This window comes from Tateyamaria rhodophyticola, from assembly GCF_047777875.1.
In the GTDB taxonomy this organism is placed as follows: domain Bacteria; phylum Pseudomonadota; class Alphaproteobacteria; order Rhodobacterales; family Rhodobacteraceae; genus Tateyamaria.
Genome location: NZ_CP180518.1, coordinates 127,827 through 143,151, shown reverse-complemented (window position 1 = coordinate 143,151; position 15,325 = coordinate 127,827). Strand labels below are relative to the sequence as shown.

At 53.5% G+C, this 15,325-nt stretch carries 12 protein-coding genes and 2 pseudogenes; 5 read left to right on the top strand and 9 right to left on the bottom strand.

Annotated elements, in window-relative coordinates:
* Nucleotides 1–1,966: 1,966 nt before the first annotated feature.
* A pseudogene (locus ACERHN_RS00755) lies at nt 1,967–2,724 on the top strand (IS5 family transposase).
* Nucleotides 2,725–2,792: 68 nt separating this feature from the next.
* Complete coding sequence (locus tag ACERHN_RS00750; RefSeq protein WP_415918845.1) at nt 2,793–3,845, top strand: IS110 family transposase; 1,053 nt, start codon at nt 2,793–2,795, stop codon at nt 3,843–3,845.
* Nucleotides 3,846–4,202: 357 nt separating this feature from the next.
* Here ACERHN_RS00750 and ACERHN_RS00745 read toward each other — a convergent pair whose 3' ends face one another.
* From ACERHN_RS00745 to ACERHN_RS00705, 9 genes and pseudogenes are all read right to left on the bottom strand, one after another.
* On the bottom strand, nt 4,203–4,625 hold the full coding sequence (locus ACERHN_RS00745; protein ID WP_415918844.1) for a hypothetical protein: 423 nt from the start codon (nt 4,623–4,625) through the stop codon (nt 4,203–4,205).
* 478 nt (nt 4,626–5,103) lie between these two features.
* Nucleotides 5,104–5,535 (bottom strand): annotated as a pseudogene (locus ACERHN_RS00740) (IS3 family transposase); the annotation flags it as partial.
* Nucleotides 5,536–6,248: 713 nt separating this feature from the next.
* Entirely contained in the window at nt 6,249–7,145 is an 897-nt protein-coding gene (locus ACERHN_RS00735; RefSeq protein ID WP_415918843.1) for a hypothetical protein, read from the bottom strand.
* A 23-nt stretch (nt 7,146–7,168) separates the two neighbouring features.
* Nucleotides 7,169–8,179: a hypothetical protein gene (locus ACERHN_RS00730; protein ID WP_415918842.1), complete on the bottom strand. Its 1,011-nt coding sequence runs from the start codon at nt 8,177–8,179 to the stop codon at nt 7,169–7,171.
* Nucleotides 8,180–8,323: 144 nt separating this feature from the next.
* Complete coding sequence (locus ACERHN_RS00725) at nt 8,324–8,968, bottom strand: acyl-homoserine-lactone synthase (RefSeq protein WP_415918841.1); 645 nt, start codon at nt 8,966–8,968, stop codon at nt 8,324–8,326.
* Between the two features lie 182 nt (nt 8,969–9,150).
* Entirely contained in the window at nt 9,151–9,369 is a 219-nt protein-coding gene (locus ACERHN_RS00720) for a hypothetical protein (protein ID WP_415918840.1), read from the bottom strand.
* 1 nt (nt 9,370) lies between these two features.
* The gene (locus ACERHN_RS00715; protein ID WP_415918839.1) at nt 9,371–9,799 is read right to left on the bottom strand and encodes a hypothetical protein; all 429 of its coding nucleotides are present in this window, start codon (nt 9,797–9,799) and stop codon (nt 9,371–9,373) included.
* Between the two features lie 84 nt (nt 9,800–9,883).
* Entirely contained in the window at nt 9,884–10,708 is an 825-nt protein-coding gene (locus ACERHN_RS00710) for a YdiY family protein (protein ID WP_415918838.1), read from the bottom strand.
* Between the two features lie 134 nt (nt 10,709–10,842).
* Entirely contained in the window at nt 10,843–11,775 is a 933-nt protein-coding gene (locus ACERHN_RS00705) for a LysR family transcriptional regulator (RefSeq protein ID WP_415918837.1), read from the bottom strand.
* Nucleotides 11,776–11,993: 218 nt separating this feature from the next.
* Between ACERHN_RS00705 and ACERHN_RS00700 the strand changes: the two genes are divergently transcribed.
* From ACERHN_RS00700 to ACERHN_RS00690, 3 genes are all read left to right on the top strand, one after another.
* On the top strand, nt 11,994–12,200 hold the full coding sequence (locus tag ACERHN_RS00700) for a hypothetical protein (protein ID WP_415918836.1): 207 nt from the start codon (nt 11,994–11,996) through the stop codon (nt 12,198–12,200).
* Nucleotides 12,201–12,872: 672 nt separating this feature from the next.
* Nucleotides 12,873–14,639 carry an adenylate/guanylate cyclase domain-containing protein gene (locus ACERHN_RS00695; protein WP_415918835.1) on the top strand — a complete coding sequence of 589 codons (1,767 nt, stop codon included), beginning with the start codon at nt 12,873–12,875 and terminating at the stop codon, nt 14,637–14,639.
* A gap of 400 nt (nt 14,640–15,039) precedes the next feature.
* Complete coding sequence (locus tag ACERHN_RS00690) at nt 15,040–15,324, top strand: DUF1330 domain-containing protein (RefSeq protein ID WP_415918834.1); 285 nt, start codon at nt 15,040–15,042, stop codon at nt 15,322–15,324.
* Nucleotide 15,325: the final 1 nt, after the last annotated feature.

Below are 15,325 nucleotides of genomic sequence, written 5' to 3'. Positions count from 1 at the left end.
TGTTTATAAGGCAAAAATGTAGTAAAATTTGGGCGGGCCAATCCTATAAATTTATATTAAATTAAATTTAATTTTCTGGTGAATAATATCGCTTCTAAAAAGGGCTTCTATATATCAGGAAGTTACGGCGTCACAGCACGGGTAATTTCATATTCTTCAAGCACTGATTTATCGAAAAGGAATTTGAAATCCTGATATGTCTCCAGGGGATCTTGACGGAAAATTGTCGGCGATTGTTTTTGAGTTAACCTGTGGATGCATGTTTTTAGAGCTTACGCGCGCCAAAACCCATTCTTCGGTATAGTGGTTGGCATCTTTGTCCGGCGCTCTGATGTTACAGTGATTTTACTTAGTTTACTAGATCTACGATCTGTGAGGCTGTATACATGTTTACTGCTGATCGCTTCGACATTCTGGACCTGTTTCGGTTTAGAGCGACGCATTTCGTTACATCTTTTGCGTCAAATTAGTCTAGCTATCAGATGGAAACGCATGAATAATTGTACGCAAACGCGACGAGGATTGTGCTGTCACGTAGGTCGCTACGCAGAAAGGTTGAGTTGGATTTTGATGTTGCAGTGTTGACGGTGAATATATAGGTACAGGTTCACCGGGAGACTGGTGTGTAGACGGAGTATAAGCTTGGCTTTGTTCGCAAGAAAAAGCGATTTCTACAGGACGACCCCGTTCTTTAAGTGAATAGACGGATCTCAAAAGTGGCTACGACCTTTTTTCGCAGGCTAATAGCTACGTTGCTTCAGTACGTCCAAGAGCATGGCCGTTGATTTCCAAGAAAGTGTCTTTACCTGGCTCTGGAATTTACCGAACGAGACTTTCGGATCTTTCGAGTCCGTCCAGCTAAAGTCCGAGGAAGAGTTTGTTCGTGTTTGTTAACATCAGGGTATAGTCTACCTTCGGTCTAGGGGGCCCACCAACAAATGCGCAAAGATCTGATGCTGCTCGGTTTGAATATTGGCATCTCCGCGTTGCTGGACTGCTGTAAGAGAACGGCACAACGATCGAGAGATCCAAGAAATACAACTCCACGGCCTACGGCAACCACGCCTAACCTTTTGAAAGGGGACCTGCCAGCGAACACGCTCCGCCGGAAATGGACGAGCGACATCAGCTAAGCGCGAACCTACAAAGGATGCCTGTTTTTTGCGTTGATCGTGGATTTATATTCCCGCCGTGTGATTGACCGTGAGGTCGGCAATCGGATGAAATACTAAGTAGCGATCGCCACGTGACAGGTGGCGATGACGCCTCGCCCGCCTCCTACGTGGCTACATTCGTCACAGCGATAGCGACAGACATTATTGCTCCCACGATTAGCAGAAGACCTGGCGTCAGCATTGCTCCCATGCATCGGTTTGTCACAAGAGCAAAAGCAACGACCACTCCGCCTTGGGGACGTTTACAAGACGATTAAGGCTGAGCTGATTTGGCGCAGGTCGTTGCAAACGTGCAGAGAGAGGGCTATCCTCTGCCAGTACATCATCGACGTCCAAAATCCTCGACGGCGGCAGTCTGTACAGAGTTGGAGAAGCTGGTCCCCCTCGAAAGGAGGGAGGTCTAAATGAGCACTTTAAGAGACACAAAGATGTAATAAACCCATTTGTTGTTGGCCCCGAAATTTGCGGTAAAAAAGACTTGCGAAACATCGTTTGTCTTCTTCGTGTTGAAGTTGACTAACCATATTTGATATGAAGAGGTTTCAAGGTAGTTGCGTTTTGGAAGAATGGTGCTGTGCCTCCTAAAAACGTCCTCGTTTCCGGCTAGAGTTTTCCGCTAGATTTCCTTTGGCTGGGAGAGGAGCGGATGACGATGAAAGCATCCAAATTCGCGGACGCGCAAAAGGCGTTCATCATCAAGCAAGGCGAAGCAGTGACCTGCCCCCTAGGGTCAGGACCCATTGATTTTCGCCTGACAGCGTGATTCACGGTTCGAAAAACGAGCGGTGAACATGTCTGATCTTTTCTGGCCGACAGATGCGCAGATGGCGCGCCTTGAGCCCTTCTTCCCGAAGTCCCACGGCAAACTTCGCGTTGATGACAGGCGCGTTTTGAGTGGGATTATCTTTTTAAATCGCAATGGCTTACGGTGGCGTGACGCACCCGCTGCTTATAGTCCGCATAAGACGCTGTACAATCGGTGGAATCGGTGGAGCCATAAGGGCATCTTCGCCAAGATGCTGATGGGACTGGCAGCCGATCACGGCGAAGAGAAGACCGTCATGATCGATGCAACCTATCTCAAGGCCCACCGAACGGCGACCAGCATGGGCGTCAAAAAGGGCGGCGTAGACGCCTGATCGGTCGAACCAAAGGCGGCATGAACACAAAGCTACACTCCATCTGCGACAGCAAATTCCGACCACTGAACCTCTTCGTTGCGGCAGAACAAGTCAGCGATTACATCGGGGTCCGCGCGTTGGTGGGCAGTTTGCCAAAGGTGGAATGGCTGCTCGGAGATCGTGGCTACGACGCCGACTGGTTTAGAGAAGCATTGAAAGACAAAGGGTTACGCGCCTGCATCCCTGTGCGAAAGCAGCGCTAGAAGACAGTCAAATACGACAAGCGCCGCTACAAACGACGCAACAGGATCGAGATTATGTTCGGCAGGCTGAAAGACTGGCGACGGGCCGCAACACGCTACGACCGCTGTCCGAACGTCTTTCTCTCAGCAATCGCGCTCGCAGCTACCGTCATTTATTGGTTATGAGATGCTGTAACGGGGCCTGCGTCACGCACTGCCTCTGGCACTTGCCAGATCAATGTTGAGTTGTCGCCATGCCCGTATTGAACCCATATGGAGGACGGTTGTTTATTGGATTGGATGTGTCGTTGGCGAAGACCGCTGTGTGTGTGGTCGGCGAGCGTGGCCAGATCGTAAAAAATGCAGAGACTCAAAGTGAACCGGTAGCTCTGGCGCGCTGGTTGGACAAACTTGATGGCTGCATCGGAGCAATTGGCCTGGAAGCTGGGCCACTGTCGCAATGGCTGCGCCGAGGGCTGACCGAAGCTGGCCTTGATGCAGTACTCATGGAAACGCGGCAGGTGAAAGGAGCGCTGAAGGCGATGCCGATCAAGACGGATCGACGCGATGCAGAAGGGATTGCACGCCTTCTTCATCTCCGCTGGTTCCGACCGGGCCACTGTAAATCCGTCTCTGCTCAGGAAACCCGAGCGGTTCTCGGCGCCCGAAAGGCTACCCAGCAGAACATGATCACTCTGGAAATGTCGTTGCGCGGACTGCTGCGGAATTTTGGACTCAAGGTCGGTGCGATCTCCCGCGGTAGGTTTGAGACACGAATTCGGGAATTGGCAGATGGCAATCTGATGCTGGAAACCGCGACAGAACCGATGCTGCGGGCCAGAGCATCGTTGCGACAGGAACTGGCAGCGCTTGACAAACAGGTACGCCAGCTCGCCCAGGATGATCCGGTTTGTCATCGCTTAATGACAATGCCTGGGATCGGTGCAGTTGTGGCATTGACCTTCCGGACAGCCATCGATGACCCGAGCCGCTTTCGCTCTTCAAAGCGGGTCGGCCCCTGGGTTGGTCTGACGCCCTCACGCAACCAGTCCGGTGAACGGGACGTGTCAGGCGGCATCACCAAAGCTGGTGACGTCAATCTGAGGCGAGCATTGTGCCAGGCGGCAACCGTCATGATGAACCGTGGCCGATCGACCTGGCTGAGAACATGGGGAGCCCAACTCGTACAGCGGCGTGGCCGCAAAATCGCGATGGTCGCTCTCGCACGCCGCATCGCGGTCATTCTTCATCGGATTTGGGTCGATGGCACAACCTTCAAGTCGGATGCTGCACCGAACCTTGTCTGACAGGATAACATCCCACCGTTTGCCTACTTAATAGTAGGCTTTCGAAGTCCCGCAGGGATGTGGTTCCGATGATGCCGTGGTCTGGACTGTCGCTGACCCAAGTCAAGCACGCCTATGAGATGGGCACATCGGAATTATATCGAACAACATCATGTTGGCAGCCGCCGCGCTGACCACGAACCGAAGCATGTACCCCAAGGATCTCAGCCGAAAGCCACGACGGAAGCCAGGGCAGGCACCAAAAGAAACAAAGGAACCGCTATGGCGGATCAATTGTTTTGAGCGAAAGCGCTTGACTGGGACGCCCCCGTTACCGAAGTCCTGCCCCTAACGTAGGCGATTGGGATATGCGCCTCATCAGCTGACGGCTTTTATCTCGGAAGCCGATGAGATCAGTGCCATTTGTGACAGAATAAGGGAGGTGGCCACCTTTTCGTGATTGGGCGTCATGACATCCAAACCGTCGTCCCTTGCCAATTCGATGAGCATTTCAATGCGCCGCACCGTGCTGGCTCTAACATAGGTGTCCCATTCGTCAGCCTCAGCCATTTGCGCAACCCAAAGTGCCGCAGTTTCACGGGCCAAGGTAACGGGCAAATGACCTGCCGATAACGCAAATTCCAGCACGTCATAGACGGTGCTGTAGGTGAACTCTGTCGAGATCCGAAGTGGACAGCTCAAGGATTTTTGGAGACGACCTGTTGCTGACAATAGATCCACTTGCATGGTGTTGATCTCGAGAAACCCTGCGATCTCATTGCGGGTCAATGGAATATGCATAACTGTTTTAGTCCGATTCGCCTCATCGATAGGCAATACTGGCAAAAGAGCGTTTACGAAATGTGTATCAGAGACCGTTGCGCGAGGTGTTCCAAGCAATCAGCTACCCAGAGTGCACGCAGATGTTGAGTAGGCCTGTTTGGGTTTCGGTTTTCTTAAGACTTGTCAACATGTTCCGCGGTGGGACTGTTGCATTAGTCCGTTGGCTTGGTCATTTTCGCGTTTTTAAGGTTGAACATGCCGCCTAAATCCCCGTTCAAGCATCACCTCTTCCCGCGCGAGATCATATTATGTGCCGTGCGTTGGTACCTGCGTTTCCCTCTATCCTACTAGAATGTGGTCGATCTCCGGGCAGAGCGCGATATCACCGTCGATCGGTCGACAGTTTATCGCTGGTCCAAAACTTTGGTCCGGAGATGATTAAGCGTACCGAGAAGCACTGGACCTGTGACGCTTTAGTGCCGCCCCAAGTGCTCGTTTAGGCTACTTTCCGTTCGAATGCGGCGCGGCTTTTCCAGCCCAGTGCTGAGTGTCGGCGCCGTGGATTGTAGAAGCCATTGATGTACTGGAAAATGGCCGCTTCAGCCTGCCGTCTGGTTCGCCACGACCTTCGCCATATCAGCTCTGCTTTGATCGTTTTGAAAAAGGTCTCGACAGCGGAATTGTCGTAACAATTGCCTTTGCCGCTCATCGAGCCCTTGAACCCGTACTGGCGCAATATCTTCTGGTAGTCATGTGAGCAGTATTGCGGCCCGCGGTCCGTATGATGGATGCAACCCTTAGGCGATTGCCGCAGTGCGACCGCCATCTTCAACGCTCGGATCGCCAGATCCCGCTTCAAACGATTACTCACTGCCCAGCCAATGACACGCCGAGAGTACAAATCAAGGATGACAGCCAAGTATAGCCAAACCCAATGTTTGAAATTATGCCGCTGTAAACAGTTCGGTTTACTAAAGTTTAATCATTACACCTCTAAGGTGCATTGACTAACGGTAGCTCGCCCAAAAATAGAGGTATGTGATGAAGGAACACTTTTGGATAGTCCCAGTCTGCAAAGACATCGCCCGTTACGCAACGGACGTTGGTATGGAGGCGGTCGCAGAAGCCGCTTTGAAAACAGCGAAGGTTGCGCAAGCCGAAATTGGACTCGATTGCACACTCGGTCCAACAAAGAAGCACCTAACGCTTGTAAAATTAGACGTACAGGAAAGCGCAAAAACGAAACAAAGAACGGGTTAGCCGTTGCTTTGCGACCCACACTATATGACGCAGCCCCCTCATCCGGGCCGTTTAGGTGTAGAATCCGTTCCTATTCCTTTCTGTTGATATGGTTGCGGTCAAGGCCTGCTGAGCGGAGCCTTTGCGGAGCTCAAGCGAGGCAGGCCGGGTGGCACGGTTGAGATTGGCGTAAACGGCTGGTGCCAGCCCGTAGCCGACGTTCGTTTCGTCCTGCTGGGACCGATAAGCTCCGGTAGGTCGGGCGGACGGAGCGGACTTTCGCTGCAGATGCGAACCCAATTGGATCGTCGCCACAATGCAGACTTTCGACCATGCTAAATCGATAGATCCGACTAGCTAGTTTTCAGCATGCTGATCGCAACATCGGCTACCAAAACCCACCTAGCTCGGCAAAAATCCAAGCTCGAACACCTGCGGGCGCAGCTTTGTCGTCAAGGCGGCATATGCGGCTTTGAAAGGATCGAAGTCTGTTAGTTCTGTATCGTCATAGGCTTCCAGTGCGCGGCGGACCTGATACCAACCTGCATCTGCGCGGCCCAATTTGAATTCCAGCCTGATCTTGTTGGGGAAGCTGATGCCATGGAACCGTTGGAACAGCTTGCGGCCTTCATCGAGCACTGCCTTCGCCTCGGGCGAGAAGGTCATTTCGTCCATGTGGCGCACCATGAAATCACTCTCAAACCGTGCATTCACGCCGATCTGACTCTCGGTGAAAGGAATAAAATGATTGGTGAGCGACCAATCCTGATCTTCCCAGCGCAGCCCGTCGGCGCCTGCGGTCAGGTTACTGCCGTTGAACAGCATCCAAACGAGGCAGTCAGATTTGAACGCATCCGTCATAGGCTGCGCGGGTTGCAGGAACTGATCCCGATCGTTGAGCCATGTCGGCTTGATGAGGCGACGGACCGAAAAAACAACAGCCGCGCGCTCGAGATTGTCTGAGAGTATCCATACGCCACCTCCGTTTCTTCCCGTATATATCGAAGACGTAAGACAGGTTCCCGTCGACGCATTCTGCAAATCGTTGTTCCCAGCAAAGAGAAAACCAACCGCCCCATTGCACCACAGCTTTTGGCGCGGATTGTTGGATACTGTAAGAGCATTTGACAAAGGGAGCGCCGGATCACCCTGCGCCTTAGGGGGCGAAATCCAAGCGTTTAAAAGTGAACTCTTTGCACGGGCCGCAAATGTCTTCTCAGCGACCAAAGCACCGGTCCGGTCCAACGCGTTCGCGGTCACATTGCGAATTACTGCCTGAGTGGACTGATCCCAGATCAAGAAGCCAATTGGGAAATTCCCTTTTAGTCCGTCAAATGCATGGCTATGAACAATAAAACCATCAAGATATTTTGCCTGCCAGACGTTTCTAAACAGTCGAAGTTTGGAGAATTAATGTATTTGAGCGTGCTAAACATCGCTAGTTTCGACCGAGGTAGTTCTTGCCGAATACGAACTAAAAATTGAGCAAAAAGTTCTTTGCTGGCGAAGCCAAGATTCAGTTCGCGCATCCATCCATTGATACGAGTTTTTTCAACACCGATTTTGTTCTCGCTACCTTTTGCAGTTCCTGACCCGCTTTCTGCATAGGGCGGATTGATCAGCACCAGAATGGGCTTTGCACCCTTCTTGCGATCGCGTGCATCGGCAATCGATTGTCTCAGCGCTGGTGGCAGCTTACCGGACAGGTCGTAATCAATCTGCCCAAAATCATCCACATCGTCGTTCAAATAGTCATACTGAAAAATCTCGGCCCCTGCGAAAGCCGGATTGCTGCGCATGATCGTCACGTCCTCTTGATCCAGTGTGGACATGTAAACATTGCGCAGGTTGGAGTGCTTGGCCTCCAGATTACCGACACCCGCGCACATGTCCCATACGATATATTTCTTTTGCCAGTTCTTTCCCAAGGACGAAGTCAACTGGTCATAGGCTTTGTCAACAATATGCAGCGGAGTATAGAATGCGCCCTTGAACTTCTGATCGTCCATGGGCAGCAAGCTGTCGCGCCGCTCAAGTAAATAATGACGATGCGCCTTTTCAGGCGGGCGGTGGTAGATATTCCAGAAGTTGCGATAGCCTCGTTCACTGGCGAGTTCATATTGGTCAGCCCCGACAACGAACACTGGCTTATTGCCGCTGAATAATAGGCGCGCGGGCAGATTGCGCATCGCTTCATCGCGGCCGTCGTGCATGATGTCAGCAAAGAACAAAACGGTATAGTCCGCCTCATCCTCTACGCCAAGTTCATGGCATGGGTGAAAAAGCACTGTGCTTAGCCGCCAAACGAGCGGCCCGCATGCAGGAAAATTCATAACTTTAATCTTATGGTGCCTATTGCTGGTGAAATCGCCATATCCTGCCCCAATGAAGCGGGAAATGTCAGTGGTGCTGTCTGCGCGGTCGGTCCGAACTTGGATGGTAGGAGGTGGACGGCTTTGGCGCCGTCCAACCATGCCTCAAGCAGCAACGGTGAGCTTGTCTTCTGTTTCCGTATCAAACAGTCCAGAGTTCGCGACAAATAGTTCCATCTCAACTGTGGAAAGACCACATCGATCCAGCATGTTTTCGTAGCCATCGTGAGAGTACTCCCACAGGCCAACGCCGACCCTGTTAGTGTCTCCTTGGGACCATCCGACCACTGTTGGAACGGCTCCAAGCAGGCGGTACACAGGTAGCATCTGACGGTCGAAGACACCGACAAAGTGCTCGATGCGAAAGCACTGCATCACCTTGCCGCCAGCGGCCATGAGTTTGGCTGCTGAATGTGGTCGGGCACCTGATGAGATGCAAAAGCGCGTGCACTCCCAAATAGCAGGGCTTTTGATGGAAACGCCGTCAACGATGTCCATGAAATAGTCATTCAACATGGTTTCGCCCGTTGTCGGCAGCACGCGCATTGAAGCTTCATGCCTGCCGTTATCGTCAGTTACAATGACGTACAAAGGGTTGAGCAAGTCATACTGATCTCGCTCTTCGCCCGACGCGTTGACGTTCACATTCCAACCCAGACGGGTTTTGAACTGCACCCCACGGTCAAAGAACATTGAATGCGCCAAGACCGGCTTGGATGCCAATTGGTCGCGATAAAGAAATTGAATCATGTTTTCCGTCCTTTTTGTTAAGTACGGAAACACTCAGGGAACAAGGTTAGGTGGTGTTTTTGGGCGTGCTTCTTCTTCAAGTCCTCGCAAACTTCAACAATCCAGTCTTGGTCACGCATTTCCGAATCCCCAGGTTGATTTCTTCTCAACCAGAAGGCTTCAGAGTTAATGTTTGGTAAATCCTAGACGTGTGACACCGTCTTGGCGAGCGACCTGCCCACAAACCAGCCGTGCAAAGCATGACCTTCTTCGATCATCCGCTGCGCGACGAGCAGTTCACGCCCGACCACGCGGGCCGCACCACCTCGTTCGATGAGTTGCATCGCGACCGCGCTTGGATGGCTGTCGGCAATAGATCCCGCAGCAATGACGGCTTCATTCATGGAACGCTGAGCGATCATCTCACCCCTCCTCTGAACGCGCAGAGGCGACGCCACGGCCTTGGATCATTCCAAGCTCGGCGCAGGTACGTAGAACAAGGTGATAGTTGCGGCGTGCTGCTATGACATCCGTTTCATCAGAACTGTCCCACGGCAGAACGAGTGTCCGGTCGATGATCCCAAGGGGTGGCAGTGTCGCCAGATCGAACTGCAGATTATCGAGCTTGTTCAGCTGGATCAGCAGCAGGTTGCCTTTCATCCAAGGCAATGTCGGTATCTGCAGCAGCCGGTCGAAAACAATCTCTGCCGACGCGCACATGCCAGCCACAACCAGTTGCGGACCCGGTGCCGCGCCGCGCAAACGGTGCCCATAGACCTCGCCGGTTGCTTGTGTGGTCAAGACTTCGGCGAACCCACTCTCTGTTTTGTTCAATTGTTCCACGGTGCCCATAGCTTGTCCTCCATTCAGCTTTGGCTAAAAAAAGAGGGGCGGATCACTCCGCCCCCAAGTTGACCGAGGGTTGGTCAGACTTCCTCAGAAGCCGTAGATGAGGGAGACGCCGAACGAGTTGTCGGTGCTCGACAAACCGGGCAGCGGGTCGCTGTCCCAATCGGTACGGTATGACACCCGCGTTGACAGGCGGTCTGTCATCTTGAAGTTCACACCCATGTCGTTGGTCACGACCGTGTCTTCGTCCGAGAACAGAACATCTGTATCGATCGAAAACGACACAGTGTCTGTCATCGAAAAGAAGTAGCGCGAGGATGCGATCCCAGCGATATCAGTCTGATCGACACCGTTCTGATCTTCGATATAGCGCACGCCAGGACCTGCTTGGACGCGCCACGTTTGACGTTCGTCGTTGATCACGCGGTAGCCCGGACCAAAGCCAAGAAACGCATCCCAACGGTTGCTGTCAAAATCGTCGTAACGGACCGAAGCAAGGCCGAAGATGTAGAAATCGTCGCTCAGGTAACGGTTTACATCGTAGGTCGCGAAGATCTCTTCCTTGTTGCGAACATCGTTGTCTTCCGAGAACTCACCCGCGAAACCGATAGTATGGTTCCAAGGGCCGTTGCCGTAGCGCAGGCGACCCGCAAAGTCCAAGTCTGCAGTGTCGGTGTTGCCCGAAGTTGCCGAGAAACCAAGCGAGAAGCTACCGGCCCAGCCTTGGGCATATTGGTTGATGGAACGATCGCGGCGGTCGGCTTGGGTCAGGTCATCGCTGACATCCTCTTGGATGTCGTCGATCCGATCATCAAGGTCATCAACGCCAACAAGAGCGCCTTGCGCGAACACACCAGGGGCAGCAACCAAAAGCGCCAGAACGGACGCGATCAAAGTGTTACGTTTTTGCATGGGTCTATCCTTTCCCAACAAAGAGTGACCCGTCCGGTTGGAACGGGAGCATCATCTGCTGAGCGGTAGATAGAGGCGGCCTAAGCGTAAGAGAAATTCAAAATAATTAGGTATAGCGTGAGAATTACTAATGCTTAAGTCTCGTCAACATCTCCAAGGATTTCAAGCGCATCTCCTGCACTGATGTCTACGAGGTCCGCCATTACCTGGCTTTGCTCGCTGTCGATCTGATCGCGTATGACTGTCAGGCTGTCTTGCGCCACGCGGCGAATGGCTGGGTCCAGATCGTCCCGCCAGATTGACCAGATCGGGTATGGAAAGATCGGCGCATCCGGAACGAGGTGCAATCGGCCCTCATCCAGATAGCGTTTGATGTATCGTGCAGGCAGGTATGCCGCGGCTTGACGAACGACCACATAGTCCGCTGCCATGGCTCCCAGAGACAGTGTGAGGCCGGGATTGGTCAAGTCGGGCAATTCAAGCGCATGCGCGTGTACAAACTCCGGCCCCCAGTCAACAAAGACATATCGGTCGCGGATGTCGTCAAGGGAACCCGCAAAGGATGACGCAAGGACCAATTCCTCGTCCATGACCTTTTGAGCTGTAAGCCCTGGGCGCAATTGTGGGCTGTACATAAGGCCAATTTGCACCACGCCCTCGATCAGGAAACGCATGATCCGGTCGGGCATGCCCAGCTCCGCCCTGACATTCAGCGTCGGCATCTCGGCCTGCATGTTGTCGATCCAACGAAAGCCAAGGCGCGGCCACAGTGAATACTGTGCGGCGACGCTCAGCGACTTGGTATACCCTTGGGGAACGCCCACCTGCTGGCGGGCTTCTTCCCAAATCTTGATGAGCGAAAGTGCATAGCGTTCGAACTCGCGCCCGGCAGGTGTGAGTTCTGCACCGGCTTTTGATCGAACGAAAAGAGGCTTTCCCAAGGAGTCCTCAAGCCGTTGCACACGCAAGCTGACAGCGGATTGTGTGACAAACAGCCGTTCGCTCGCATTCACGAAGGATCCCGTGGCCGCAACTTCCAAGAACGTGCGGATCAAAGCGATATCCATACAGGGCATCCTTGAGTATTTCTGCCTTCAACCATTATTCTTATTCGTTTTCCTTACCGTTCGGAACCCCTTAGATACCCGGCTGTGGAAGTTGATCAGGCCAACACGGCATTCCGCCAAAGGCCTGCCGGGACGAACGTCCCAACGCGTAAGACCCGCGATCTCAACTTCCACGCTTGAAACTGAAACCTTCTTTGTTGGGACAAGGAGACCTGGAAATGAAACTGTTCACCGTTCGCAAAGCTGCCTTCGTATCCTTCATCGCCGCTGCTGTGGCCGTTGCAGGCTGTACAACCGACCAAGCCATCGACAACACAGTAGGTGTTGCTGCAGGCACCACCAAAGTCGTTGCCAAAGGCGCTGTCGGAGCCGGCAAGCTCGTTTACAAGGGTGGCAAGAAAATCGTGGGCGCTGACAACGATTGATGCAAACGGCAAGACAGCTGAGACAGTTTGAAGCGCGGTATCTTCCGCGCTTCTTCGGTTTCCGTACGCCGTACGCAAAAGCTAAGGCAATGGTTGTATGTCAAGGCATGGTAGTCAGAATGGGAGACCGGCACTTGCTCAACTCCGCGATACATTTAGCGGGCCGTTCAGAAAGCTGCCGTTCGGGCACGCCGCAGCATCTGGTAGTAAGGGCCCGTTGCCGCCACCGGAGCCAGTGCAGCATCCGCAGAAAGGGAAGTCTTGACGCCATCGTGGACGGCCCTAAGCCGACCTTGAGTACGGACTTCAAATTCTGCGGTCGCAATCCACTTTGCCGACATTCGCTGCATGCGCAAATTTTGGGGATGCTCGTACTCACAGACTGCGGACGAAGCGGGCTTTCGCTGCGGCGACGCCAATGGCGACTTTGTCCTCGCGTTGCCATCACGCGAGCAATCCCAGCGATTGAACGCCTGGAACAAGCTGCAAGGCCACAAGACCAAGAACTGCTGGCTGCCGCTCCGCGACTTGATGGGCGTTTCGGTACAGGTAGTCTTTGCGCCGCACAAAAATTGTAGCGTGTTCAAGACGTCATGGAATCCTTTCAGGTCGCCTGCCATTGTGCCGTCGTCCTCTTTCAACCATAGATGAACTTCTCCTTGGAAACAGCCGATGACCGAACACCGAAAACTTGCTGCGATCCTGGTCGCCGACATCGTCGGCTTCAGTCGGCTGGTCGGCAACAACGAAGAGCGAACTCTGTCAGAGTTGCGTGAGATCAATTTGGGCATCGTCGACCCGACCATTTCTTTGCACCACGGGCGTCTCGTGAAACGAACGGGTGACGGCGTCCTTGTTGAATTTCGCAGCGTGGTCCAAGCGGTTCGTTGCGCTGTCGCATTGCAAGATGCGATGCGAGAGCGCAACGGCTCGGTCGATCAGGCCCACCGGATCGAGTACCGCGTCGGCGTCCACCTCGGGGACGTGATCGAAGAAGGCGACGGCGATTTGATGGGCGACGGCGTCAACATCGCCGCCAGACTGGAAGCCTTCGCGGCGCCAAGCGCAATCTGCATGTCAGAAGACGCGTATCGCCAAGTCAGGTCACGCCTCGAAGTTGAGATAAGTGACCTTGGCGAACACGAACTCAAGAACATTGCAGATCCCATGAGGGTCTACGCTATTTACGCGGCCACGAAGACGGCTCTACATTTGGAACATGACAGGGCCGCGACTGCATCAGTGCCATCGGTTAAGCCTTGCATTGCCGTTCTTCCCTTTACCAACATGTCGGCCGATCCAGAGCAAGACTATTTCGCCGATGGTATCGTGGAGGAATTGACGACTGGCCTCGCACGTATGCGTTGGTTAACTGTGATTTCGCGCAGCTCTGCATTCGCCTTTAAGGATAAGGCCATGGATGTCCGCCGCATCGGCCAGGACCTCTCTGTCGGCTATGTCGTTGAAGGCAGCGTACGCAAGGCAGCCAATAGCGTGAGAATTTCCGCCAAGATGATCGACACCGGGTCTGGTGCACAGCTTTGGGGCGAGACGTTTACGGGTCGTCTCGATGACATATTCGATCTCCAGGACGAGGTAACTGCTGGCATTGTCGCGGCTGTGGAGCCCTCTTTGAAGCAGGCCGAGATAGATCGGGCGAAGCGCAACCGACAAGAGAACCTCAGTGCGTATGACCTGTACCTCAGGGCACTCGATCAGGCGTACAGGTTCACGCAAGAGGCCCGAGACAGGGCGCTAAAGCTGCTCGACGAGGCGATCACAATAGACCCCGACTACGCCGAAGCGCACGGCGTGGCTGCGTTTTGTCGCCAACAGAGATATCTTTGGGGTGGGCGCGATCCGCGGGATCGGTTGGCCTCTTTGCACCACGCTGAAGCAGTCGCAGCAGGACGAACTGATGACGCAACGCCGCTTTCGTTCGCTGCAATGGCGGTAAGCGCCCTGGATAACCAGCACGAAGTGGCTGCAACAATGCTGTCGCGTGCTCTTGACCTGTCACCAAATTCAGCGCTTGCGCTTATCTGCCGCTCGCTCGTTATGACTATTCTGGGCAACCCGGAAAAAGGTGCGGTAGATGCGGCGCAATCACTTCGGCTCAGCCCCTTCGACCCCCTGCGTCATATCCCGGAATGCGTGCTTGCGGTTGCCAAGTTGGCAGCTGGTCAGTCGAAAGAAGCTGTCGACAACGCACGTCGTGCTGTCGATGCAAACCCGATGTTTACGCCCGGTCGCGCGACATTGGCTCTTTGCCTCGTCGAGGACGAGCGTATTGATGAGGCCGCCGACGTCATACGAACAGTCTTGGCCAAGGCACCAGACACACGGATCTCCAATCTTCACGAACGTTTGCTGATCGTGAATGGATTAGGGGTCGACCGTGTTGCGGCGGCGATGCGCCTTGCCGGGCTCCCCGAGTGATTTGATGCTGAGAGTGTGCAGGCGGAGCGTTTTTTTGGAGCGCCTCCGGAGTTCGCTTTGCCCAATCGAGCGATAGTTATTGATCAGCTTTGACTGCGCTCATGTCAGCTTCTGCAGCTTGGCCGCCATTGGTGCGAGCAGCAGCATTTGGTAGGTATGGGCTCCAAGCGGACTTGCGACAGTGCAACAACGCGAGACCCCAACCCTAGGCCCGCTATGCGGGACAAAACGGACTTTTGCAGTTGCGGCTATTGCTAATGCAGCATTGGCTCGCATTTGTAGCGAGACTTCATCTACCCTGCGGCCTACGGCGCTAAAACGGTCATTCAGCTTTCCGACGAAATAGAGTAACCTTAGCGTAAATTATTCTTATTCATGACTATTCTCAAAAGGGGCAACCATGCCAGCATATGTCATCTTTGACGTCGAAATTTACGACGTGGAACAGTACCAAGAGTTCATGCTTGGTGTGAAACCGGCCCTCGAGAAAGCAGGGGCAAAATATCTTTCGCGGGGCGGGGAGCACCGGATTTATGAGGGCGATTGGGAGCCTCGCCGGATTGTGTTGCTTGAATTTCCATCGCTAGCCAATTGGGAAGAGTTCTATAACGGTGAAACATATCAAGGTTTGAAAGCAGTCAGGGATGCCTGCAGTTCTGCCCGCCTAGTCGGGGTTGAAAGCTAGG